At 36.0% G+C, this 24898-nt stretch carries 26 protein-coding genes; 21 read left to right on the forward strand and 5 right to left on the reverse strand.

The genetic code is table 11. The features are described from left to right. The first annotated feature begins 92 nt into the window (after positions 1 to 92). From ACT9TX_RS05640 to ACT9TX_RS05655, 4 genes are all read left to right on the forward strand, one after another. Positions 93 to 1226, forward strand: a complete 1134-nt coding sequence (locus ACT9TX_RS05640; protein ID WP_481337257.1) for a DegT/DnrJ/EryC1/StrS family aminotransferase — start codon at positions 93 to 95, stop codon at positions 1224 to 1226. Between the two features lie 54 nt (positions 1227 to 1280). Then, the gene (locus ACT9TX_RS05645; protein ID WP_481337258.1) at positions 1281 to 2573 is read left to right on the forward strand and encodes a nucleotide sugar dehydrogenase; all 1293 of its coding nucleotides are present in this window, start codon (positions 1281 to 1283) and stop codon (positions 2571 to 2573) included. A gap of 106 nt (positions 2574 to 2679) precedes the next feature. Further along, positions 2680 to 3558 carry a dTDP-4-dehydrorhamnose reductase gene (gene rfbD, locus ACT9TX_RS05650; protein ID WP_481337259.1) on the forward strand — a complete coding sequence of 293 codons (879 nt, stop codon included), beginning with the start codon at positions 2680 to 2682 and terminating at the stop codon, positions 3556 to 3558. Positions 3559 to 3591: 33 nt separating this feature from the next. Continuing rightward, positions 3592 to 4254, forward strand: coding sequence for a YggS family pyridoxal phosphate-dependent enzyme (locus tag ACT9TX_RS05655; RefSeq protein ID WP_481337260.1), 663 nt, complete (start codon positions 3592 to 3594; stop codon positions 4252 to 4254). Positions 4255 to 4263: 9 nt separating this feature from the next. On the opposite strand, the gene ACT9TX_RS05660 is transcribed toward ACT9TX_RS05655, so the two are convergent. The 3 genes from ACT9TX_RS05660 to ACT9TX_RS05670 are packed head-to-tail and all read right to left on the reverse strand — an operon-like array spanning position 4264 to position 7098. Next, positions 4264 to 5037: a hypothetical protein gene (locus tag ACT9TX_RS05660; protein WP_481337261.1), complete on the reverse strand. Its 774-nt coding sequence runs from the start codon at positions 5035 to 5037 to the stop codon at positions 4264 to 4266. Then, positions 5030 to 5683, reverse strand: a complete 654-nt coding sequence (locus ACT9TX_RS05665; RefSeq protein WP_481337262.1) for a glycosyltransferase family 2 protein — start codon at positions 5681 to 5683, stop codon at positions 5030 to 5032. Before ACT9TX_RS05665 ends, ACT9TX_RS05660 begins: the two co-directional genes overlap by 8 nt. A 47-nt stretch (positions 5684 to 5730) precedes the next feature. Continuing rightward, complete coding sequence (locus ACT9TX_RS05670) at positions 5731 to 7098, reverse strand: MATE family efflux transporter (RefSeq protein ID WP_481337263.1); 1368 nt, start codon at positions 7096 to 7098, stop codon at positions 5731 to 5733. Between the two features lie 93 nt (positions 7099 to 7191). Between ACT9TX_RS05670 and ACT9TX_RS05675 the strand changes: the two genes are divergently transcribed. Further along, on the forward strand, positions 7192 to 8040 hold the full coding sequence (locus tag ACT9TX_RS05675; protein WP_481337264.1) for a DUF3822 family protein: 849 nt from the start codon (positions 7192 to 7194) through the stop codon (positions 8038 to 8040). A 130-nt stretch (positions 8041 to 8170) separates the two neighbouring features. Here the strand turns inward: ACT9TX_RS05675 and lpxB are convergent, their stop codons facing one another. Further along, positions 8171 to 9319: a lipid-A-disaccharide synthase gene (lpxB, locus tag ACT9TX_RS05680; protein ID WP_481337265.1), complete on the reverse strand. Its 1149-nt coding sequence runs from the start codon at positions 9317 to 9319 to the stop codon at positions 8171 to 8173. A gap of 770 nt (positions 9320 to 10089) precedes the next feature. Here lpxB and nagB point away from each other — a divergent pair. After that, positions 10090 to 12012, forward strand: coding sequence for a glucosamine-6-phosphate deaminase (gene nagB / locus ACT9TX_RS05685; protein ID WP_481337266.1), 1923 nt, complete (start codon positions 10090 to 10092; stop codon positions 12010 to 12012). Between the two features lie 16 nt (positions 12013 to 12028). Here nagB and ACT9TX_RS05690 read toward each other — a convergent pair whose 3' ends face one another. Then, entirely contained in the window at positions 12029 to 12520 is a 492-nt protein-coding gene (locus tag ACT9TX_RS05690) for a hypothetical protein (protein WP_481337267.1), read from the reverse strand. Between the two features lie 381 nt (positions 12521 to 12901). On the opposite strand from ACT9TX_RS05690, the gene ACT9TX_RS05695 reads away from it, so the two are divergent. The 15 genes from ACT9TX_RS05695 (at position 12902) to ACT9TX_RS05765 (ending at position 24861) form a co-directional block, all read left to right on the forward strand. Beyond that, positions 12902 to 14302: an ATP-binding response regulator gene (locus ACT9TX_RS05695; RefSeq protein ID WP_481337268.1), complete on the forward strand. Its 1401-nt coding sequence runs from the start codon at positions 12902 to 12904 to the stop codon at positions 14300 to 14302. Between the two features lie 188 nt (positions 14303 to 14490). After that, entirely contained in the window at positions 14491 to 14751 is a 261-nt protein-coding gene (locus ACT9TX_RS05700; RefSeq protein ID WP_481337269.1) for a hypothetical protein, read from the forward strand. A gap of 9 nt (positions 14752 to 14760) precedes the next feature. Beyond that, positions 14761 to 17274 carry a primase-helicase family protein gene (locus ACT9TX_RS05705; RefSeq protein ID WP_481337270.1) on the forward strand — a complete coding sequence of 838 codons (2514 nt, stop codon included), beginning with the start codon at positions 14761 to 14763 and terminating at the stop codon, positions 17272 to 17274. A 7-nt stretch (positions 17275 to 17281) separates the two neighbouring features. Further along, positions 17282 to 17560 (forward strand): hypothetical protein, encoded by a 279-nt coding sequence (locus ACT9TX_RS05710; RefSeq protein WP_481337271.1) that lies wholly within the window; start codon positions 17282 to 17284, stop codon positions 17558 to 17560. Between the two features lie 30 nt (positions 17561 to 17590). Then, complete coding sequence (locus ACT9TX_RS05715; protein ID WP_481337272.1) at positions 17591 to 17842, forward strand: hypothetical protein; 252 nt, start codon at positions 17591 to 17593, stop codon at positions 17840 to 17842. 2 nt (positions 17843 to 17844) lie between these two features. Next, positions 17845 to 18453 carry a hypothetical protein gene (locus tag ACT9TX_RS05720; protein WP_481337273.1) on the forward strand — a complete coding sequence of 203 codons (609 nt, stop codon included), beginning with the start codon at positions 17845 to 17847 and terminating at the stop codon, positions 18451 to 18453. A gap of 367 nt (positions 18454 to 18820) precedes the next feature. Then, entirely contained in the window at positions 18821 to 19246 is a 426-nt protein-coding gene (locus ACT9TX_RS05725; RefSeq protein ID WP_481337274.1) for a hypothetical protein, read from the forward strand. After that, positions 19243 to 19434, forward strand: a complete 192-nt coding sequence (locus ACT9TX_RS05730; RefSeq protein ID WP_481337275.1) for a hypothetical protein — start codon at positions 19243 to 19245, stop codon at positions 19432 to 19434. The genes ACT9TX_RS05725 and ACT9TX_RS05730 overlap by 4 nt, the downstream gene beginning before the upstream one ends. Further along, a complete protein-coding gene (locus tag ACT9TX_RS05735) occupies positions 19431 to 19721 on the forward strand; it encodes a hypothetical protein (RefSeq protein ID WP_481337276.1) in 291 nt (96 codons plus the stop codon). The genes ACT9TX_RS05730 and ACT9TX_RS05735 overlap by 4 nt, the downstream gene beginning before the upstream one ends. Before the next feature lie 6 nt (positions 19722 to 19727). Next, positions 19728 to 20012 carry a hypothetical protein gene (locus tag ACT9TX_RS05740; protein ID WP_481337277.1) on the forward strand — a complete coding sequence of 95 codons (285 nt, stop codon included), beginning with the start codon at positions 19728 to 19730 and terminating at the stop codon, positions 20010 to 20012. Beyond that, a complete protein-coding gene (locus ACT9TX_RS05745; RefSeq protein WP_481337279.1) occupies positions 19982 to 20503 on the forward strand; it encodes a hypothetical protein in 522 nt (173 codons plus the stop codon). Before ACT9TX_RS05740 ends, ACT9TX_RS05745 begins: the two co-directional genes overlap by 31 nt. A 64-nt stretch (positions 20504 to 20567) precedes the next feature. Next, on the forward strand, positions 20568 to 21134 hold the full coding sequence (locus tag ACT9TX_RS05750) for a hypothetical protein (protein ID WP_481337280.1): 567 nt from the start codon (positions 20568 to 20570) through the stop codon (positions 21132 to 21134). Between the two features lie 3 nt (positions 21135 to 21137). Beyond that, positions 21138 to 22073, forward strand: a complete 936-nt coding sequence (locus tag ACT9TX_RS05755; protein ID WP_481337281.1) for a hypothetical protein — start codon at positions 21138 to 21140, stop codon at positions 22071 to 22073. A gap of 2 nt (positions 22074 to 22075) precedes the next feature. Then, positions 22076 to 22891 carry a hypothetical protein gene (locus ACT9TX_RS05760; protein WP_481337282.1) on the forward strand — a complete coding sequence of 272 codons (816 nt, stop codon included), beginning with the start codon at positions 22076 to 22078 and terminating at the stop codon, positions 22889 to 22891. Then, positions 22888 to 24861 carry an SGNH/GDSL hydrolase family protein gene (locus ACT9TX_RS05765; RefSeq protein WP_481337283.1) on the forward strand — a complete coding sequence of 658 codons (1974 nt, stop codon included), beginning with the start codon at positions 22888 to 22890 and terminating at the stop codon, positions 24859 to 24861. The genes ACT9TX_RS05760 and ACT9TX_RS05765 overlap by 4 nt, the downstream gene beginning before the upstream one ends. Positions 24862 to 24898: the final 37 nt, after the last annotated feature.

Here is a 24898-nt window from a genome sequence, read left to right on the forward strand (position 1 = left end):
AAAATAACAGCTATTGTGCTGATAAGTAGCTATAAACTCACAACAGCCCTACAACATTTTCCCGTAGTTTTGCCGCCTTATACATAGTAGATATGAAGCCAATTCAAATGGTAGATACTAAAACTCAGTATCTTAAAATAAAAACTGAAGTAGACGCAGCTATACACGAAGTGCTTGACAGTGCAGCTTATATTGGTGGTAAAGCAGTGGCAACTTTTACCAGTTCGTTAAATGACTATATAGGCAGTAAACACACCATACCTTGTGCCAATGGTACAGATGCATTACAAATAGCCATGATGGCTTTGGGCTTGCAATCTGGTGATGAAGTCATTACGCCTTCATTTACTTACATCGCTACAACTGAAGTGGTGGCTTTATTAAAACTAACACCAGTATTTGTAGAAGTTGATAAAGAGACGTTTTGCATAGATCCAGAATCTGTACGTAAAGCCATTACACCAAAAACAAAAGCTATTGTACCAGTGCATTTGTATGGTCATGCTGCGCCAATGGAAGCAATTATGGCTATTGCTAAAGAACACAACTTATTTGTAATTGAAGATAATGCACAAGCCATTGGCTGTGATTATACGTTTAGCGATGGTACTGTGAAGAAAACAGGTAGCATTGGTCATATTGGTTGTACCTCATTTTACCCAAGTAAAAACTTAGGTGCTTTTGGTGATGGTGGTGCTATATTTACCAACGACGATGCTTTAGCAGATAAAATGAAAATGATTGCTAATCATGGTCAGGTTGTGCGCTACTACCATGATGTGGTTGGTTGTAACTCTAGACTAGATGCTATTCAAGCGGCTATTTTAAATATTAAATTAGGTGAGCTTGATAACTATATAGCTGCTCGTAATGCTGCGGCAGATTTTTATACAAAGGCATTTGCAAACAATCCAAAAATTACCACACCTTCTGTAGCTGCATATTCAAACCATGTTTTTCATCAATATACTTTGGTATTAAATGGCGTAAATCGTGATGGTTTAAATACTTACTTGGCTGAGAAGAAAATTCCTTCTATGATTTACTATCCTGTGCCAGGCCATAAGCAAAAAATGTTTGCCTCATTTGATTTAGAAAACATGGATTTACCAATAACCGATTGGTTAACAGAGCGTGTGATTTCTTTACCAATGCATACAGAACTTGAGCAAGAACAATTGGAATTAATTACTACCGAAGTATTGAATTACGTGAATGCGAATTAAAATTATGTAGACCTGTCAGGTTTTGAAAACCTGACAGGTCTTAATATTATACCAATGCAACTATCAGCCTTACTAAATAAACAAGAGAAAATAGCTGTGATTGGTTTGGGCTATGTAGGCTTGCCTGTAGCATTGGCATTTGCTAAAAAACTATCTGTTATTGGCTTTGACACCAATTCTGATAGAATTGCATTATTACAACAACATGTTGACCCAAGCAAAGAAATTGCTCCTACGGGTTTTGAAGGTTGCGACATCACTTTTACTAGCTCGCTTGATATATTACAACAGGCGAGTTTTTACATCGTAGCAGTACCTACACCAGTTACAAAAGATCATTTACCCGATTTAAGTTACCTACAAGCAGCTTCTACCACCATTGGTAAAGTGCTTAAAATGGGTGACTATGTGGTGTTTGAATCTACCGTGTATCCAGGCTGTACAGAAGAAGATTGTTTGCCAATCATTGAAAGTATTAGCGGTTTAAAAGTTGGTATTGATTTTAAGTTAGGCTATTCACCTGAACGCATAAACCCAGGTGATAAAACACGCAGTTTTGAAAACATCGTAAAAGTAGTGGCAGGCTGCGATGAAGAAGCATTAGAAACCATTGCCAATGTGTATGGCTTGGTGGTAAAAGCTGGTTTACATCAAGCTACTAGCATTAAAGTAGCAGAGGCAGCCAAGATTATTGAAAACACACAACGTGATTTAAATATTGCTTTTGTAAACGAGTTGTCTATCATTTTTGATAAGATGCACATCAACACTTACGATGTGCTTGAAGCTGCCGCCACCAAGTGGAATTTCTTAAAATTTCAGCCAGGTTTAGTTGGTGGGCATTGCATCAGTGTAGATCCGCATTATTTAACTTACAAAGCTGAAAAACTTGGCTATAAACCACAAGTAATATCTGCAGGTAGATTGATAAATGACAGTATGAGTAACCATATTGCCAATAAGATTATTCAGCATATTATTTTACATTCAAGCCAAGTTAAGGCAGCCAAAGTGTTGATTATGGGCGCAACATTTAAAGAGAATGTGAGCGATATTAGAAACAGTAAAGTATTTAAGATAATTGAAGACTTAACCAATTTTCACCTTAGTGTTGATGTAACCGATGCTTATGCTGATAGCAAAGAACTAGAACATGAATATGGTATTGCATTAACAGAGCAAATTAGTAACGATTATGATGCTGTGATTGTGATAGTGCCGCATGATAGTTACAAAAGCCTAGACGATGCTTATTTTGCTTCTATCACAAAACCACATGCAATTATTGCCGACCTTAAAGGCATTTATAGAAATACCATTACATCTAGGCATTATTGGAGCTTGTAATCACGAATTAGGCGAATTACACAAATTACTCAAATTGGCACACTATTATAGAATTCGTGTACAAATCTAATTCGTGTAATTCATGCAATTGTTTTTAATTCGTGCCATGGAAAAGCCACTTATCATCATCACAGGAAAAAATGGACAGCTTGGTTGGGAACTTTCGCAACTAGCGCCACAATTTGCCGAGCAATTCAACTTTGTTTTTGTAGACAGAGAAGAACTCGATTTAAGTAATCCAGCTTCAATACCAAGTTTTTTTACAAAGCATCAACCACAATATTTTATTAGTTGCGGTGCTTATACAGCCGTAGATAAAGCCGAAACAGAAAGAGAATTATGTTACAATATTAATGCGGCAAGCGTAGGTGTAATTGCTAAAGAATGTGCTGCTGTGAATTGTAAACTGATTACCATTTCTACAGATTATGTGTTTGATGGTAATGGCACTTCGCCTTATTTACCTAATCAACCAAAGCAACCGCTTAACTATTATGGTGAAACAAAAGCCATTGGTGAAGACCTTGCTTTTGCTAATAATCCACAAACTATTGTGGTGAGAACGTCATGGGTGTACAGTGTACATGGTGCCAATTTTGTAAAAACCATGTTGCGATTGATGAAGGAAAGAGACAACTTAAATGTAGTTGGTGACCAAATTGGTTCGCCTACTTACGCTGCTGATTTAGCCAATGCATTAATAACCATTGTTACAGAACTTGAAAAAGGCAACGAGCATTACGGTTACTATCATTACAGTAATGATGGTGTCATTTCTTGGTACGATTTTGCAGCAGCTATTAAAACAAATGCAGGCTTAAACTGTCATGTATCTGCCATACCTACTAGCGCCTACCCTACACCTGCCAAACGACCAGCCTATTCTGTATTAGATAAAACATCTATTGTGTCAGATTTTGGTGTAGCAATGGTAGACTGGCAGATAAGTTTAAAAAAGTGTATGGATGTGCTGACCGCTGATTAAATGATTGAAATGATTACCCTGAAAAATTAGAAGATGCCAATTAATACAACTGTTTATCAATCAATTATAGAAGAATTAGAACAAAGTAAAACCACTTTGGTAGCAGTAAGCAAAACAAAACCTGCTAGTGATATTGAAGCATTGTACAACCTAGGACAGCGTGATTTTGGCGAGAACTATGTACAAGAATTTATAGAAAAAGTACCCCAATTACCCAAAGATATTAAATGGCATTTCATTGGCCATTTACAAACTAATAAGGTAAAATACATTGTACCATATGTACACCTCATTCATGGGGTAGATAGTTTAAAGCTATTAAAAGAGATAGACAAGCAAGCTGGCAAAAATAACTTGATAATCAATTGTTTACTACAAGTTTACATTGCACAAGAAGAAAGTAAATTTGGCCTTGATGAAGCAGAAATTGAAGCAATAATTAATGAATTACCCAACTTAAATCATGTAAAAATTGTGGGCCTGATGGGCATGGCAAGTTTTAGTGATGATGAAAATAAAGTCGCATCAGAATTTAAATATCTACAGAGCATTTATACCAAGTATTCTAAAATAGAAACCCCAAACTTTAAACTACAAACACTCAGTATGGGCATGAGTGGTGATTATAAATTAGCGATTGCTTCAGGAAGTAATATGGTACGTATTGGCAGTTTGCTATTTGGTGCTAGGGGATAATTTTTCGCTTCATTTGTGGCAAAACCAGCAATCAATTCTATCTTTTTCGTATTGTTTGAAGACCGTGTTTACAGGTATACCGTGCAGCAAATAAGTATTAAAAACAGTACGAACTAAATAGTTAAATGCGCCCATATCGCCAGTGTATAGCGAAGTATTGTTTCGGTTATATTGCTCGTGAACACATGCCAATTTTTCTAAAAAAACTTTCATTACCAATATATTACCGCCAATAATACCACAATTTAATAAGGTACTATCTTTAAATTGGACCTCATAATCTGCATAATCCTCTACTTTTTCTCGCAACGTTTGTGAATGATGGAATATCCATTCATTGTCTAATATTTCTGGTTCATCACCACAAAAAAGCTTGTTATTATTTGAGGTAAAAAAAGCATCTATAAATGGATTTTTAAGCATTACTACATCAGTAGCATCTGTTATAAATAATTGCGAAATTTTAGACGCATATTGCTTTAATAATTCTCGGTATACAATGTATCGATACACATTAGGGCTAAACGCAACATCATGTGTAACTCTGATAAAATGTAATTGTGAATGCTGGTATTTTAAGCAAGTAGCATCGCTAAAATTATTATGAAAGATAATACCATTTACATGATGGCTTTGAAGCGAATTAGCCCAATCGGCTAACAATGAAAAATCATCGTCTAGTAGTGTGGTACTTCTATTTACATCATAAATGCCTGTGAAATGGCACGTCATAACCAGTGGTTCGCCAGCTTTAAATGGAAATGCTACCGCTTCGCTAAACATGGTTTAACACTTGCTTTGTTTTCAAAGTAGAGCAAATACTATCTGCTCTATTGCGATAATAAATATAGCTACCAAGCGATACTTTTTTAACTCTAAAAAATAAAGAAGCTTGCTCAAAAAAATGTGCATCAGCAGCATACATGTCTGTAAATTTAAGCATATCAAACACTTCCTTTTTACCAAAAAGCGTAGCCAATAATATACAATCATCAACATGCACCATTTTTTTGTTATCCAATCTATCTGGTACATAATAATCATCATGATGACCAACGATAGTAGTGGTGGTGGACGCAATCAGATCCGCAAAGTGCATTTGTTCTAAGCATTTGCTTAAATGGTGAGGCTTGTATTCATCATCAGAATCTAAAATGGCGATATATTTTCCATTACTATTTAAAATGCCTCTGTTTATAGATAGAGATTGGCCACAATTTCGATGACGTATATAGGTAATTTTATGTTCTCTTTCCTTTACATAATCTAATAATTGATTATACACATCATTGCTACTACCATCATCTACCACAATAATTTCAAAATCTTGGAAACTTTGGTTAATGACTGAATCTATAGCTCTTGTTACCAAATCAATAGACGTGTTATACACTGTAATAATTACCGATACGGTGGTTGTTTTGGTCACACAATTTTTTTAGAATAAATAATTGAAACAAAATAATAGCGAACAGTTTATTCTACAATCATTTGTTTAGTCTTCCACTTCCCTACTTTAATATAAAAATAGGCCGGTATCAGCATAATTATCCAATAAAACCACTCACTTGCCCAGCCATACATAATAGATAAATTCCATTTTTCTAACACAAAATATACGTACAAGCAATAAAAAATAATAGCAGCCATTTCTATAAATAAGTTCAGTTGCGTTTTGCCCATACCTACTAAAGCATTTAACCAAACCACAGATACACTCATGATTACCAATGCAGTAGACACAACTCTAAGCACAGGTATGGCAGACTGAATAAAATCATCACCTTGGCCATACATTGATAAAAATAGGCTTGGAAATAGATTTAAAAAGATGCAAACCGCAACGGCAAAGCCCACTGACAGATGTAATATTTTATGCAATAATTCTATCACTCTATGTTGCAAGCCCTGCCCTATTACATTACTTACCATAGTAGTAGTGGTAGCTGCAAATGCCCAAGTAAAACAACCGAAGAAGCCAAAAATATTGCGCATAGTATTAGAAATAGCCAAGTCTTTACTACCATGATGCTCTATCAAAATGTAGAAAAATTCCCAACTAATAATGCTTATTGCAAACTGCAAAACCAATGGTAATGATTGCTTTAAAATGAGTTTGGTGTTAATAAAATTGAAGGCAAAGTTTTTAAATAAATGCAATTGTTTGATAACATCATTATTCCTTACCACAAAAAATATACTTACTAAGCCAGCGACCTCAGCAATAATAGATGCATAAGCTGCACCATTAAAACCCAATTGCGGTAAGCCAAACTTGCCATAGATAAAACCATAATCGAAGAAAACATTGGTAACTGCCTCTGTAGCAGTACCTATTACTAGAAATTTGCTTTGATTAGTACCTACCAACAAGGCATTTCTCAACTGGTACAAATACAAAAAAGGCAGCCCTAATACTCTAATATTCAAGAAGTTAACAGCCATTGTTACATTGCTTGCATCTTTCATGGCCCAGCCCAAAATAGCAGGTGCTACAAACCAGGTCATTAACATACCAAACAAACTCATTACAATAGCAATGCGCACACCTTGGGCAAATAAGCTACCAATTTCATCGAACTTACTTTCGCCAGCACGCCTAGCAATTAACGATTGTAAACCACTATTAAACCCATTGCCAATAACAGCAAATACCAAATAATACACACCAGTAATACCACCCAAAGCCAAAGCTTGTGTACTTAAGCCACCCAAAAAAATATTGTTGGTAATAAAGTTTATTTGCGGCACTACAATAGACGCAGAAATAGGCAAAGCAATGTTAAGTATTTGCTGATAGCTTATATTTACTTGTAAATTTAAAGGTGCAGAAGGCGAACTCATAAGTGGCAGCAAAGCTAGGCTTTACACAAACTGCAATTGCTTTCGGTAAACTGTTATTTTTTTTTTATCATTGCACATAAACTCTTAGACGATATGGCAAAGAAAGTGGTTGGTTTGTATGGTGACATCGCCTCTCAAAGCCCTTTTAATAGTGATCAATTATTTATAGAAGTAGGTTTACACCATGTAGCCTGCATTGTAAAAATGAGCGCCAACAGCACTTTTGGTGCCATAGAAGTGTTTCATTTTAACAGCAACGAAGAAAATTGGTACGATATCTTTCAAGCCATTCGCTCTAAATCTCGCATACTAGATAGAGGCTATATTGATACAAGAGTATTTTATAATTTGCCTGAAACGGTTATTGTTCCGTTTAATAAATTTAGCCCAGAAGCGGCAGAAGGTTACCTGCAATTAATGCATGGCGATACTAGCAATCATGTATTAAAATACGACGAAGTAAAAGTGACGCCTTCAGTTGTAGTGGCTTACAAAATAAGACGTGCCTTAAGTGATACTGTTAATAGCAACTTGATGATGATTACAACACGTCACACATTTAGCTATATTATTGAAGATGTGTTATCGCCTAGCAGACCATACAACCATACATTGCTTAAAGTACAGTTTTACAACAAAGAAATGACGATAGCTTTAGTGCACAACGAGAAGCTGTTATTAGTACAAACCTATGAGCAAAATGCACCTGAAGATGCTTTGTACTTTATGCTAAATGTGTTGCAGCAATACAATCTACCTACTGACGAAACAACGGTAGAATTATCAGGCAATATTGAAGTAAAAACACCATTGTACGATAAAATTAAAAAGGTGTTCCCTAAAATAAATTTCGAAAACTTACACGATGAATTTGTGTTTGCTGCAGACTTTGAAGATTATCCAAAACATTACTTAACGCCGTATTTCAACTTGGTAAAATAACTATCAATTGTCTGAACCTAGATTTTTTGGATTAAGATGATTAACAGAATGATTAACAGAATTCATGTACTAAAGGGTAATCATCAAAATCCTTAAAATCATTCTAACCCGATAGCTATCGGGTCAAGGTTCAGACAAGAAATTCATAAATACTTTTAGCCGCTTTCTCAGAAGCATTACCACCTTGCGATAAAATGTTTTTCAGCGCTTTGTAGTCTGCTGCAATTTGTTGTTTACGTTGTTTATTTAGCAACAAATCCTCAAGCTCTAAAATTAGGTTGTTAGCGTTCATCTCATCTTGTATTAACTCTTTTACCACCAACTTATCCATAATTAAATTTACAAGGCTTATAAACTTAATTTTTATAAGTCGCTTACCTATTTGATAGCTAATATTACTACCCTTATAACATACCACTTCAGGCACACCAAACAAGGCAGTTTCTAAAGTAGCAGTACCACTTGTAACAAGCGCTGCCGCTGCTTTTGATAATAAAGCGTAGGTTTTATTGTTAGATGTGGTAACATTATCTGTAATACCAGCTTCTGCGTAAAACGATTGGTAAAATGCCGCTTCTAAGCCCGGTGCTTCTGCAATTACAAATTGGTGGTCTTGAAAATGTTTGGCTACCGCAAGCATTACAGGTAACTTTTTGGCTATTTCTTGCTTGCGGCTGCCCGGCAATAAAGCAATGATAGGTTGGTTACTGGTTACTGGTTGCTGGTTACTACTTGAATCTTCTAACTTGTAACCTGCAACCTGCAACTTGTAATTACTAATTACTTCTACCAAAGGGTGCCCTACATATTCAACATCCCATTGCCAAACCTCTTTAAAGTATGTTTTTTCAAATGGCAAAATCACTAGCATTTTATCTATGCATTGCTTCATTTTTTTTACCCTATTGGCTTTCCAAGCCCATACTTGTGGCGATATATAATATACCACTTTTATACCTTGCCGCTTAGCCCATTCTGCTATACGTAGGTTAAAGCCAGGATAATCTATTAGTATTAAAACATCTGGTTTAAATGCAAGTATGTCTTTTTTACAGAAACTAATATTTTTAAGAATGGTAGGTAAATTTTTTATCACTTCTGCAAAACCCATAAAAGCAAGGTCACGGTAATGCTTTACTAAGGTGGCACCAGCCTGCTGCATTAAATCGCCGCCCCAGCAACGCATATTAGTATTTGCATCTAGCAGCAACAATTGTTTAATTAAATTACTACCATGTAAATCACCACTTGCTTCGCCAGAAATAAGATAATATTTCATTACTAAAAGTTAAAGTTAACCCCACAATTAAAGGCACAAATTACAATATCCATTATCACATCTACGATTTTTACCTAACTTAAAACATAGCTTACCGCTTGATGAATTTGCATAGCGGTAAATGTAAAAAAACTTTCTTCATTTAACATAAATACTATCTTAACTATAGCACTAGTTCTGCATTTCGCTTACTCATTTTTACGTAAATCCTTTTTAATAACAGCTACCGATTTTACACATCAACTATTTAAAGCTATACCACTAGCTTGCCTAACTTCTAGCCAACAAAATCACAAGTATTGCTACCTTGCCTACACTCTAGGGAACAAAATAACAAGTGTTGCTAGCTTGCCTACACTCTAGGGAACAAAATAACAAGTGTTACTAGCTTGCCTACACTCTAGGGAATAAAATAACAAGTGTTGCTACCTTGCCTACCTTCTAGGGAACAAAATAACAAGTATTGCTACCTTGCCTACCTTCTAGGGAACAAAATAACAAGTATTGCTACCTTGCCTACACTCTAGGGAATAAAATAACAAGTGTTGCTACCTTGCCTACACTCTAGGGAATAAAATAACAAGTGTTGCTACCTTGCCTACACTCTAGGGAACAAAATATAACCAAAAAGTAATTATGTTACAGGCAATTTTCCGCAATCAAATCAATATTTTAATAAGAATCTTAAACAGTTTGATTGAAATTTACAATCAATTAACTGCATTATACCGCAAATAACTATATTTACATTGCAAAATAATGCAACTATTATGCCTTTACAAAAGAATATTGACCTACTTGACAGTTTTGAAAAAATTCCTGTAAAAATTTTTACTACACCCGCACAAGGTGCGGCCTTTGTAGCACAAGAAATTGCAGCACTTATAAAAGAAAAGCAGGCAAAAAAGGAAGATTGTGTATTAGGATTAGCAACAGGCTCTACCCCTATCACGCTATATGCAGAACTTGTAAGGCTTCATAAAGATGAAGGACTAAGTTTTAAAAACGTTATCACTTTTAATCTTGACGAATATTACCCATTAGCGCACGAAGCAATACAGAGTTACTGGTCTTTTATGCATCGTCACTTGTTTAATCATGTAGATATATTACCATCAAATATTCACTTACCCAATGGCGAAATTGCCAAAGAAGATATAAAAAAACAATGCCAGAAATACGAGCAATTAATAGATGCATTGGGCGGTATTGACTTACAAATACTTGGCATAGGCAACAATGGTCACATTGGTTTTAACGAGCCTGGCAGTAGCATCTTCTCGAAAACAAGATTGGTAACGCTAGATAATTCTACTAGAATGGCCAATTCTAGAGATTTTCAGGGTATTTCGCAAGTACCTCGCCTAGCTATTACGATGGGTATTAGTACGATCTTAAAGGCCAAAAAAGTAGTGCTTTTAGCTTGGGGCAATAAAGCGCCCATTGTAGCTAAAGCGGTAGAAGGTAATGTAACTGAGCAAATACCAGCCAGCATTTTACAGCAGCACAACGATTGTGTTTTTGTAGTTGATGAAATGGCTGCTAGTGATTTAACCCGCATTAAATCGCCATGGCTTACAGGTGAATGTGAGTGGACAGACAAAATGATAAAAAGAGCCGTGGTAAACATGTCGCTAAAACTGCAAAAACCCGTACTAAGCCTCACACCGCACGATTATAATGAGAATGGCTTAAGCGATTTGTTAGTAGAGAAAAACGACGCTTACGAGATAAACCTGCAAGTATATTATATGTTGCGAGATAGTATAACTGGCTGGCCAGGTGGCAAGCCAAATGCAGTTATTCCGGCACACCCTGAAAGAAGTTCACCACACCCAAAACGTTGCCTAATTTTCTCGCCCCATCCTGATGATGACATCATTAGCATGGGCGGCACTTTTATGCGCTTGCAAGATCAAGGGCATGAAGTACACGTAGGCTATCAAACAAGTGGCAATATTGCGGTTACAGATGAATTTGTAACACGCTTTTTAGATTTTGCCGTAGGCTTTGAACATCTTTTTGGTATTGACAGCAACAAAAGCCAAGAAATTTTAACTGCTGCAAGAACCTATTTATCTACCAAAGGTTTAAACGCTGTAGATAGCCCAGAAATTAGAGCCATCAAGGGTTTGATAAGAGTATGCGAAGCAAAAGCGACTTGCAGATATGTGGGTCTTTCAGATAATAGAGCGCATTTTTTAAACTTACCATTTTACGAAACAGGTACTATAGAAAAAAAACCAATGGGTGAAGCAGATATTGAGATTACAATGGAACTGCTACGCAAAATACAACCGCATCAAATTTATTGTGCAGGCGATTTGGCCGACCCACACGGTACGCACAAAGTATGTTTAGAAATCGTGTTTGAAAGTATGCGACGCTTAAAAGCTGCCAAGGAACCTTGGATAGATGATTGTTGGGTGTGGTTGTACAAAGGCGCTTGGCAAGAGTGGCAAATAGATGAAATAGAAATGGCAATAGCCATGAGTCCTGACCAAGTAATGAAGAAACGCTTTGGTATTTTTATCCATCAATCTCAAAAAGATATGGTGCCATTTCAAGGTACAGACACACGAGAGTTTTGGCAAAGAGCTGAAGAAAGAAATGCGAATACAGCTGATTTTTATGCACAATTAGGCCTTACAAAATATGCAGGCATTGAAGCTTTTGTAAGATGGCATTATTAAAAAGAATAGATACAGATTATCGAGTCTGTATCCATTTTACTATATTATAGCCATGTTGGTTACCCAAAACTATTAGCTCCTTCGTTTCATGTCTTGCAGCTTCTAAAACGATTATTCCGTCATTAGGAAATTTGCCCGTATCAACTTTCGCAGAATTATGTAAAACGGTTTTAACATCGTTTCGATCAATTCTAAAATTTGATTTTTGCACAGCAAAAATGCTTTGATCGAAGAGATATTTGTTTTCCACGTTTCTTACATACTTAGCGCTCAAATATGAGTAGGCATTAGAACTATCGCCTCTTTTAGTAGTTGATTCTAGTAAAGCAGATTGTTGATGTGAAAATAACTCGCTACCATCCTCTAAACGAAGTAGTTTGTTACAAACCAATCCTACCAAATAATTTTTAGTAATAAGCACAAGGTAAATTCGCTTGGAAAATAATAAATGGCGCTCGCAAACAACAAAATTGTTAGTGTCAGTAAATACAAAGTCTTTTAAAGTCATAAGAAAGAGATTTCAGTTGATGAATTAATAATTCGCAAGGCATAACAACCGTTCTCATTCAGACTAACTAATAATTTTTGATAGCTATTCGTTTTCTAGACAACATATTTTAAAATATCAATACAATAATTTGTAAGAGAATAATGTTTTTAGGATATTTAATCTAATTTCTGTTGCAAGATACCAATAAAATTGAGAATAAATGATTAACAATCTATGAATTTTGTTTTAAATCATACAACCAAATTCTTCATTAATTAGTCAAATCACTACACCAAAAAAGCGTTGGAGGTTCTACTTTTGCTAGTTGAAATGATTCTTTTATCCTAATACAAAATAGTCTTTTCCATATAACCTACTAAAAAATATACCCCTTTAAGCATGAAAAGCCCATTGAATATTCTCGTTGTAGAAGATAGTATTTTAAATTTCACTGCATTTAGGTTATTGTTAAATTCCTCTAAGTTAAACATCGTATCACTTACAAATACGATAACATTAAGTGAAACGATTGCATTTTTAAACAGCAATAAGCCAGATATCATTTTTCTTGACCTGCATTTACCAGATTGCAGTGGGCTAGCGTCGTTCAAGCCACTGAAAAACTTTACATCACAAATAGCAACAGTTGTTCTCACTGCACATAATGATATTGATACATCTGTAAAGGCACTACATTTTGGTGCGCAAGACTACTTGGTAAAAGATAATTTTAACATTAATACATTAGACAAAACAATACTTTTTAGTATTGCGAGAAAAAAAGCAGAACTAGAAGCATTTGCACTTGAGGAAAGATACCGACAAATATTTTACGAAAATGCAATGTCGATGTTTATAGTAGACAGTGCATCGTTACACTTTTTAGAATGTAATGATGCTGCTATTATTGAATATGGATATGTGCGTGAAGAATTTTTGAATTTAAAACTACGAGATATATGGCCAACAAAAAATATAGATGCAAGCATTAAAAGTGTTAGTAACAATAAAAAAATAGTAACGCACAAAAAGAAAAATGGTGATATCATTTTTGTAAATGCTACTTTATGCCATATTATTTATGATAATAGAACGGTTTATCAAATACAGGTTCAGAATATTACCCCTCAAATATTATTACAAGAAGCGCTAAAAAAAGAACAGAAAGAAAAAGAATTTCAAATACGAAAAGCCGCAAATGATGCGCAAGAAAAAGAACGTTACAATATTGGGGTAGAATTACATGAAAACGTTAACCAAATACTCGCAGCATCACTACTCTACTTAGACAATTTTGTTGCATCAGAAAAAACGAATACTTGCATGGCTGTTGCTTGTAAAGAACATATTGCGACAGCAATGAAGGAAGTAAAAGCATTGTCAAGAAATTTAATCCCGCCACTGTATATTAATGATGATTTTGTAAGCTCGCTTATGGAAATATTGATACCAATACAAAAGGCAAATGCTTTGGAAATAAATAAAAATATTGACAACCGAATAGATAAAAAGCTAAATAAGCAACAAAAACTTGCAGTTTTTAGAATTATACAGGAGCAGCTTAACAATATAGTAAAACATGCAAGCGCAACAATTGCTACTATTAATATTGACATTTTAGGTAACCAATTAACCTTATCAATTACCGACAATGGCCAAGGCTGTGTACTAAAGAAACCAAAGAAAGGCTTGGGGTTACATAATATCATCAGTAGAACTGAATTATTTAATGGTTCTGCCAAATTTATATCTGAGCCAAATAACGGATTTGAAGTACTTGTTTCATTTAAATTAAACTAATGTATTTTATTACAACAAAAAAGCCCCTTTCGGGGCTTTAAAGCTAGTGGACTTCAGGGGAACATAATCGAACCCCACACCTTTTTTAATTCCCTTACAAACCTACTTCTTTTTGTTCAGCAGCTTAAAACTGCTTAACGATGTATTACCTAACTCACAAGGGTTTTTGCTTATCTCTTAGAAACAATTTGGATACAGCAGTTGGTGCTGTACTTAATCAATACAACCGTGTATTGGTTGCTGACATTGAGCTTGATGTATTTAAAAAAGAAATGCTTGATGCATTAGAAGAATGCAATAAACAGCACCCTCGCTGTAAGCCTTACAAGTTTAGCTTTTGGGACGACTCTTATCCAAAAGGCGACTTGACTCTATCAGGTACAGATGGTAGATTCTCATTTACCATTTACAAATCAAATTCTTGTTTTTTCCCAAAGCCTAAGCACTAGCCCCTACCAATGAATCAAGAGATAAATAGTTATTACGAAGAACGCCTAGCCAAACTTGGCATTACGCCAGAGAACAATAAAATTGGAATTTGGCATACAGATTTAGACAATCTATTTGGCCCTAACATTATTAAAGATGTTGAAATATTTAGAAGGCATCCAAGAGGTATCGAAATAATATGCTATTCACTTAACCGCACTTACATCCATTTTGATAATCTTAAGATTGATGAAAATGGTAAAGAAACAGGCAGTAGAGTAAGAAAACACTGGTCTATCATTCGCCTTGAGCACCCAATTGAAAAAAATGGTAACGAAACCAAATACATCATGCCTAAAGGGCATGGTAGTTACCCATTTTTTCCGCCACACTTGGTAGATAAATACGAGAAGAAAGAAAAGATCCATACGCTATTTATTACTGAGGGATTTTTTAAAGCGTTTAAAGGTGGTATGCATGGCATTGACATTGTAGGCCTTGCTTCCATCACGCACATGAAGAGCAAAGAAACTGGGCAACTTCATGAAGAAATACTGAAGCTGATACACGCTTGCGATGTTCAGCGAGTAGTGTACCTGGTTGATGGTGACTGTTTGGATCTAAGCAGCAAAGCTGCTGACCCAAAAAACAAAATTGATCTGTACAAGCGCCCATCTTCTTTCTTCGCCTCAGTCAATTCGTTTAAAATTCTGTTAGACGATTATAAGGTAGATAAGTTTTTCTTCTTTGTAAATACCGATGCCATTTGGGAGCAACAGAATTTCATCAAAGACCTTAAAGACCGTACACCTCGTGAGCAATACAAGGGCCTTGATGATATTCTAGTAAACTGTCCAGATAAGATTGAGGAAATAGTAAACGACATTAACCAAGTAAGTAAGCCGGGCGAATGGTTTGCAAAGTACAATGTAGATGCAGGCTTGGCCAAAGTAAGAAAGCTATTTAACCTTGGTAACGTAGTTGAATTTTATCTGCACCATGTACAGCGTAACCCATGGTTGAAGGGTACAGACTTTTTATTCAACGGTACCAAATACCGCTATAACGAAGATAAGGGCGAATGCGAAATCATTATTCCTGGTGATGCTAGTAAATACTTTAGAGTTGGCGACAGTTATTACAAGTGGGTGAAGCGCCAGAACGCACATAAGCAATATGAGACCGTATTTAAAAGTCGCCAAAAAACCACCATCACCGATGATCATGGTAAGAACTTTATCAGGCACGTAATAAAATACGAAGACTTTATAAATGTGCCTGACCACGTAAACTACCAACCTAGTTATGACGGCTGCTTTAATGTGTATCAAAAGCTTGACTATGAGCCAGATGATGAGCCATGCACAGAAGCAGATTGCCCTACCATTATTGGTTACTTAAAACATTTGTTTGGTGAACGTGAAATATCGTTTACCCATCCAATCACCAAAGAGAAGAAAACCTATACCAATCTTGATTTGGGGTTAGATTATGTGCAGATATTGTACCAACGCCCTACTGAAAAATTACCCATCCTGTGTTTGGTAAGTAAAGAAAACAATACAGGTAAATCAACCTTTGCCAATCTGTTGCGCCTCATTTTCGCAAGCAATTGTGCTATTGTAGGTAATCAGGATTTGGCTGGAGACTTTAATGCGCACTGGTGTACTAAGTTGATAGTAGCCTGTGACGAAACAAAAATTGACAAACACGCCGTAATTGAAAAAGTAAAAAGCTTATCTACTGCGAAGAAAATTACCCTCAACGCAAAGGGTAAGGATCAAACAGAAATTGACTGTTTTATCAAGTTCATGTTCATCACCAACAACGAGGAGAATTTCATCTACATGACGGATGATGACATTCGTTATTGGGTAAATAAAGTACCTGTACTTAAAACCGAAAACCCCAACATATTGGATAATATGGCCGAAGAAATTCCGGCATTCTTATCCTTTCTTAACCATCGCAAGCTAGCCACAGAAAAGCTAAATAGAATGTGGTTTTACCCTAGCTTATTAAAAACCGAAGCGCAAAAACGTGTTGTGGCCAACAGTGGTAGCACGCCAAAAAAAGAGATACTACAGAAGCTTAGAGATATGTTTTTTGATTTTGGTGTGGAAGAAATAACCATGAGTCGCCAAGACATTCACGAAGAGTTTTTTAAAGGTAGATACGAAGCCAACTACATAGAAAAAATACTAAAGGACGAGATTAAAGCAGAACAGTTTTACAAGCTTGATCCTGTAAAAAAAGACATGTTTGGCGAGCCAATAAAGATTTATACCACCAAGCGTTACACCTACCCTCGTTGGGGTAAAAAAATGGGTGCTACTGGCCAAGAAGAAACCATACGTACTGATGTATCAAGAATAGGTAGGCCATACATTTTTAAACGAGATAAGTATTTAACCCCTGATGAAATAGCCGGTATTGGTGTAAGTACTGATGATGCTTATATAAACGGCATGACGCCAACAGCTGAAGAAGAATTAGCTATGGCGACACCACCAGCAGCAAACGATGAATTACCATTTAAATAAATAATCTATGCCAAAAATTTACAGCGATGAAACCTTGGCCATGATATGGCAAGCCATCGACACAGAAAAGAAAACACTACGCAGAGTAGCTACAGAATTAAATACAACCATGCAGGATGTAAATAAAATGTATGATGCAGCTGCTAGACGCTTTAAGAACAAACAAGAACGCTCAACTAAACCGCAGCAATACCGCAATACCCCTACTGTTAAGATTCAAAGGCCACCAGCTGAATACAGCAATCGCAGCCCTTACCGTATTGCGAGACCAGGAATAAACCGCTAGCATTTTTTAACCCCTCAAATAATACAAACAATGTCAAACAAAAAACAGAAGCTACTAGACAAATTCGCAGCTTCAGCACTTCAAGCTTTGATTGCTAAAGCACCTTTTTATGATACAAAACAAGAGCATGGTGCAAAAATTAGTGATGATGCTTTACAAACATTTAAGAAAGACTTGGCTGCAACCTCATATGAATATGCTGGTTGGATGATGATTGCTAGAGAGGATAGCAAACAGTTCCTTAAGGCCAATGAAGATGTTAATCCAAATTTTGGCAACTAATCATGCAATTACTACAAGCACAGCGCCTGGCCAATCGTGTTGTAGAGTTGCTTGCGCCTCACTGCGACACGATTGATATTGCCGGCAGCATAAGACGAGAGCGCCCAGAAGTGAAGGATGTAGAAGTAGTAGCCATACCGACGAAGGTTTTTATAGAACAGCCGGGCAAATTGTTTGCAGACCCCATTTATGGTATTCCTATCGCCATCAACAAGGTTATTGATCAAATGGCCAATAGAATAATTAAGGGCAACATTGATGGCCGCTACATGCAAATAGAACTGAAAGGCGGTGCACAGCTTGATTTGTTTCTTCCAGAACCAAAAGACTATTACCGACAGCTGGCCATTCGTACAGGCTCATCTGTGTACGTTCATAAAGTAATTGCCAATGCCTGGCTACACAAAGGCTGGTGTGGCAGCGATATGAGCCTACGCAGATTAGAAGATTGCATACAGGTAGATACAGGTGGCGACAAGGTAAAATGGAAATGCCTTAACCCAAACGGTGAGCTACCGCCTATGTGGCTAAGTGAGCATGACTTCTTCAGCTGGCTTGGCATTACCTACATAGAACCTAGACAACGAGATTTTGAACCATTAAATCATTAAAAACACCACTTCATGCAACTGTTACATTACTGTCACACCCTTGATTTTATTGAGTTTCAGCCGACGCCTTACCAGTAGGGGTAGTAGTAGTAGGGTTTACTCGGCGCCAAAAATCCAAAAAACGGCTTGTTTCAGACCTGTTACTGGTGTTTTTCTACCTTTTGTTTTAACTGTTACAACTGTTACAAGTAATATAATAAAGGGTAACAAACTCAATAAAATCAATGGTTACGCTACTGTAACAGTAAGCACAAAAAACAAGGTTACTGTTACAAATGTGTTACACACTGTAACAGTAAAAATGTAACAGTAAAAGGTTGCTGTTACACTACTGTAACAGAGATAAATATTTATAAATCAATTAGTTATGGAACAAAACACAGTTGTAACAGTAAACGCCAAAAATGCAAAACCCGAAATAATTTCGGATGTAAAACCTGCTGCTGCTTTGCCTGAGATGATTTGGAACACCAACTACAACAATAAAATGTGCTGCGATGGCTTTATGCATATTGATCTAGCGCCACGTAAAAGACCAACCACCAATACGGTGCTAGATAAGTTGCAGTTTAAGATAAGTACCAAAGATGATAGCCACGAGCCAATTGTAGTAGAGCTGCACAACATCAACTATTTCCCTTTGAAGTATCTGCTTGATATGATGGCACTGGCTAGCCACGGTATGACAGCTATGGAACTATGCGACTTCTTATTTATTAAAAACCATGAGTGGCTAACGTTTGATACTGAAATAGCCTGCTACTCATACAAAAAATTAAACCAACAACCATGAGTAAAAAACGCATCATCGAGTTTATTATACTAGCCATATTGCTAGGTGCAGGGTTTTATGTAAAAGGCTTTTGGGGTGGCTGCTTGGCTGGTGCCAGTATGCTCATGCTAGTGCTAGCAACACTTGGCCAGTGGCAACTAAACAAAGCCGCCAAAACATTAGATAACAAAATAAAGAACCGGCAATGATACTAGACTACTGTAGAGAAAACAAAGTGGCCATACACTTTTTTAGTAAAGATGAGTTAGATGCTATTTGCAAATTATTTAGCAATGGTCAGTATATAGAAACTATCAACTATACAGAAGGTATTGTAAGCTTTACCAGAGTAAATGAAGCAAAAGGCGTTAATTGGAATTACCGAGTTAGCGGTATGGATTATTTAGATTGGTATAAAGATTACATAATGCTTACCGCTGATGAGTTTTTAGAATTGGCTGATGAGAATGTAAAAATTTTAGAACTAATAAAATAAAGAACCATGTGGAAACTGACACAATTAACTAGACCAAAAACGCAGCAAGAAACTAAAGTAAGTATACTACTTAAAGAAATGGCTGAATACACCTTTGCAAGCAATTCAGGCGAGTTGATCAATTCATTTAAAAGCAGAGTAACAGAAATACCTCGCACCAATAATTTTTCTGCTGACTTAATGTTTAACATGACACCAAGAAATGAAAAAAGTGTAGAAGTATGGAAGCTAAAAGCAAATGGCGATTTTAATTACAAAATGTGGCAGCTAGATTATACCAAAACAGAATAATTATTAGTAGCTTTGATGTAAACCTCTTTTACTGCATGAAGGGATTTATTTCAGTGGATATTCCTACTAAAAAGTACATCAAAGCATTTCTCATTCACAGGCTAGGGCCGCAGCCAGTTTTAGATAGGCGCAATGAGATTGGCTGCAAATTGTATGATTTGCTAGAACACAAAACCAATCATAAAAAAACCGAGTTTTCTACAAGGTACGATGCTCGTATAAGGTTGTTCATTCACAAAGAAGCCTTTCATAGAAGAGGCGCTAATCTTAACGAAACCAATATTAAAAACTTCAACCGTTTTTTAGAGAAGAAAATTAAAGACCGCTTTCATGAAGTGATGGACGACCTTATGTTTTACCTGCCAGTTATAGAAGCCAACCTTCCAGAAGCTCGCAGAAAGCTAGGTATAGATATTGAAGCCTGGCAAGATGATAGCATGAAGAAGGATTATTACCGCTACAGAATAAGTGAAGGCCTTTCTATTTTTTAAGTATTTGTTTGGTCGATTTGTCCGATACGAAATAGCCCCCTACATGGCGGGCTATTTTTGTTTTATGAAGCCAAGTTATTTATCAATTGCACTAAAATCAGGCATTCATCAGGCAGGTATTGTATCGGTAGAAATAGCACCAAGAGAATGGTTAAACAATGATATTGTTTCAGATTTTCTTACTAAAAATGTGTCAAATAATGTATTGCTACAAAATGGTAGAAGCTTTTTACAACTAGATTTCATTTACCCTAGTTATACCTATGATGAAAAACCGAAAAAATCAAAAGCAGGAAATTATACTGAAGTAAATATTTCTGGATTATTAAACAATACTTCGCCTACTATTTTAGCCGTAATGCAAACCTTTAGCTACCATGAGCATATCGGTATTATTACCGATACCGAGGGATATAAAAGAATTATTGGCAATAAAGACAATGGGCTGTCATTTTCTGCGGCAAGTAAAAATTCTAATATTGTTACAGGCTCAAAAACAATAGCTGTAGAAATGGTAATTGAGTTAGAGGATGCACCACCGTATTTTATGTGGGCACCAAATAATGCTTTACAATCGCCAAACGGCCACTACATCCTCACACCAAATGGTAATTACATTTTAATGGGATAATTTATGAGTAAAATATCAGACATGCCTGTTCATTCAGGCAGCTTAGTAGGGGTTAAAGTACCTGTATTAAAAGCTAGCTCACCCTCACCAGATGGTGACGCTGTAGACCTTGGTAGATTATTATTAACAGAAACGTTTACAACTAATGTGCCTGATAATAATATACCTGCTAACACTGTGTTTAATGCTGGCTTAACATTTACTCAATATCTTAAATTAAGATACAAAGCCACATTTGCCCCACAAATAGTTGCACCAGGCTTTGCATTGGCCACTAATAAAATCTTTGTAAAAGTTGATGAGGTTTTGGATGTTTTATTGACCTTCAATTTTAATCGTGGCTCAATTTCTCTAAACGGTGTTTTTGTAACAGAACGAGCAGGCGCAGCTATTGGCTACACATTTAAAGATGCTGCTGGTACCGATTACCCAGCCATGCCACAAGGTGGCAATACTTACACGATAACAGGTTACACAGCCACTATTGGTAATAATGAATTTAAAGCCTTGGTTACTTATGCAGCTGGCCCACAGCCTGTAGATAGCGATGGTAATAATAGTGGTGCACCATTGGCAGGTGCTACCAGTGCCTTGCAAACTGCCAGTTTTGAAGCAGTTTATGCAATGTATGCAAGTGTTACTGGCATTAATAATCAGGATGAATTACCACTTTTTTCAAGCACAGGTAATCAGGATATTTTCTTTACTGCCAAAACGCAGCTTGGTAGCGGCTATAAGCAAAAGTTTTGGCTATCTAATAGCGAAAGTAGAACCGTAACTATTAAAGCTAAGAATGGCTTAACTGGCTTGTATACCATTAACGAAACTAGCAGCTGGGTAACTACTGCTGGTGTAGTTATTGGCGGCTACAACTATGTATTGTATGAGTACAATGGTGGTGATAGAGGTGCTATTGATTTAAATATTGAATTAAGATAATTATGGCAAAAAAAACAAGAGGTGATATTCCATTGTCGCAAAGTATCAATGTGCAGAAAGCTGCGCCGTTGGATGAGCGGTCAACGGTTCAATACCTCACAGACCTTACAGGTAGTACCCTTACTGGTCGTTACACAGGCATGCCTGTTGTTGTGTGCGATGAAAGTGACGCTACTAAAAATGGCTTGTATATTTTGATGGATATAGCTTATAAAAATGAGATAAGTAGCCGTGGGTGGAAGGCAAATAATAATTCTAGCATACCACCTACTTTTTACCCAGAATTACAAATTAATGCCAATGATCAACTTTTGGTAATGGCAAATGATTTGCTCGAAAAAATAATTATAGTTCCATCAGTAGATCAAACAATAAGTATAGGTACTACACCAAATGGTACTGATATTTTAGATAATGAAATTATACCAGCTGGTGGTGGTGCCAATAACCCTTTTGGCATCAATAAATTCTTTACAAGCAATTCAACCATTTATATCACTGGCTTAACAGCCTCAACTTATTTTAAATTTTACATACGAACTGCTAGCAATGGAATTGAGTCTACTAGAACATTGAATTTTACTCAGTTAGTTATAGCCAATAATTTACTATCACAAGTTGTGATTATACCATCAGTAGATCAAACAATAAGTATAGGTACTACACCAAATGGTACTGATATTTTAGATAATGAAATTATACCAGCTGGTGGTGGTGCCAATAACCCTTTTGGCATCAATAAATTCTTTACAAGCAATTCAACCATTTATATCACTGGCTTAACAGCCTCAACTTATTTTAAATTTTACATACAATGAGAAAGATTACGATTACAATTTTTGCGCTTTTTATTGCAGCATTTTCTTTTAGCCAAAGTGGCAAGTTTAACAGTATTAACCTAGGTGGTAAAACAGTAAATGGTGTAACCGCCACTGGAATTATAGGTGATATTTACAATGAAAAATCATGGGTAAATCTAAACAGGTTTACAACCAATGCAGGCTTTACTGTTAGTAATACTAAAATACTTGCTACCGCAGGTAATAACAGCTACAGTAATTATTTGCGTTTGAATTACGCAACTGCATTAGACAATTACAACCTTTCAGCTAGTTATAAGTACACTTCGACACCCGCTGGTGATAGCGGTTTAAGAGTTAGTTTGTGGGGTAGCGGCACAAGCTGTGGTGTATATTTAAACCCTGTTACTAGACGAATAACAGGCTATATGACTTATAATAATACCAATTATTATAGTGCAAATCAATTATCTTCTATTTCTGTTGGCGACAGCTTAAAGGTTTCGCTAAGTTGGATAAAAGGAGTAATTATTATTACGGCAATAAACTTTACTACTGGTAATACAATTAGTGAGAAGCTACCTTATTTATTCGATGGTGGTGCAGGTGTAATTAGAGGTATTGTTTCAAATACTGCCTACCCAACTATATACGCAGGTAATGCAAGCTATCAAATTTGTAGTTTTAAATACAGTAGTGATGAGTTTAGTAACATGCCTTTAGTTTGTATAGGTAACTCAATTACACGAACTTCTTATCCAACTAGCTCAGCAGCTAGATATGGTGAGCAAATAGGTGGTGTAATTTGGGCTGCACCAGGTGATGGCACTACCGAGGTACTAGAAAGGTTGCCAGAGTTTAGAGACTATTTAAAAGGTAAGAATGTTACTATGATGATTGGTGGTAACGATATTGCTGCAAGCCTTTCTGATACCGCTAATTTTAAAATAAGATACCAGCGTATAGTAGATAGTTTAACTAATTACGGTTTATTAAATATTATCCATTTAACACCTACACCACGTACAGGATATTCAAATATTTTGTGGTTGACAAACTGGATAAAAAGACAATTTCCTAACGCATATATTGACACCTATACAGCTTTATTAGGGAATGGTACAGATATGAATAGCATTTATAATAGTGGCGATAATATACACCCTAATCAACTAGGACACGATAAAATAGCTAATACGATTATTTCAAGTCCACTGTATCAAAAATTGGTTAATTTATACGGCTTTAATTCAGTTCTTCAAAAATTTAGTATTACAAATGCGGCAAAAAACCCTAATGCTGTATTAGCTACTGCAGCTTTTGTGCAAGCGATGGTAGATAATACTAAAAGTACAGCAACAGGTAGCGGCACTGTAATTGCTGGCACGCCCAACACCATTACCAAATTCAATAGCACTGGCGATAATGTTCAAAATAGCATTATGTCAGAAAGTGGGTCAACAATAGATGTTTCTGGCAATGTCGTATTATCTGGTTTTTTAAAAGTTCAAACTTATGGTCAAATTAGTTCATCCCCAAGAGGGAAAATTTCTCTTAATTATAATCTGCTACAAGGTGGTGGCTTAGAGGCGTATGGTGTAAACAATTACCCCATATTTGACCTAGACAGTATAGGTAAATTAACTATTCCAAATGATTTTGTTGGAAGAAATTTAATTGTAAATAGAGTTCAATCTAACAATATTAAGCTTAATTATAGAATAATAACAAATGGGGCTGATATTTTTGATAATGACTATTTTTTAGAAATACAAGATACTAGTGCTAGTAATATTTTTCTTCCCCTTGCTTCTGCTGTATTGAACTTGAGCTTTAAAATTATAAATTCAGGAACAGGCATTTGTTATATTAATAGCTCAGGTGGCCAAGTAATTGGCAATAGTGGCTCAGCAACTAATTATGCTTTAGTAGCTGGTCAATCTGTAACGTTAGTTGCAGGTGCTAGTTATTATAGGGTGATTAATTAAATAAACCCTCATTTTTTGTCCTTTAAATGCCCTCAAT

This window comes from Parasediminibacterium sp. HNIBRBA5674 (assembly GCF_056745525.1).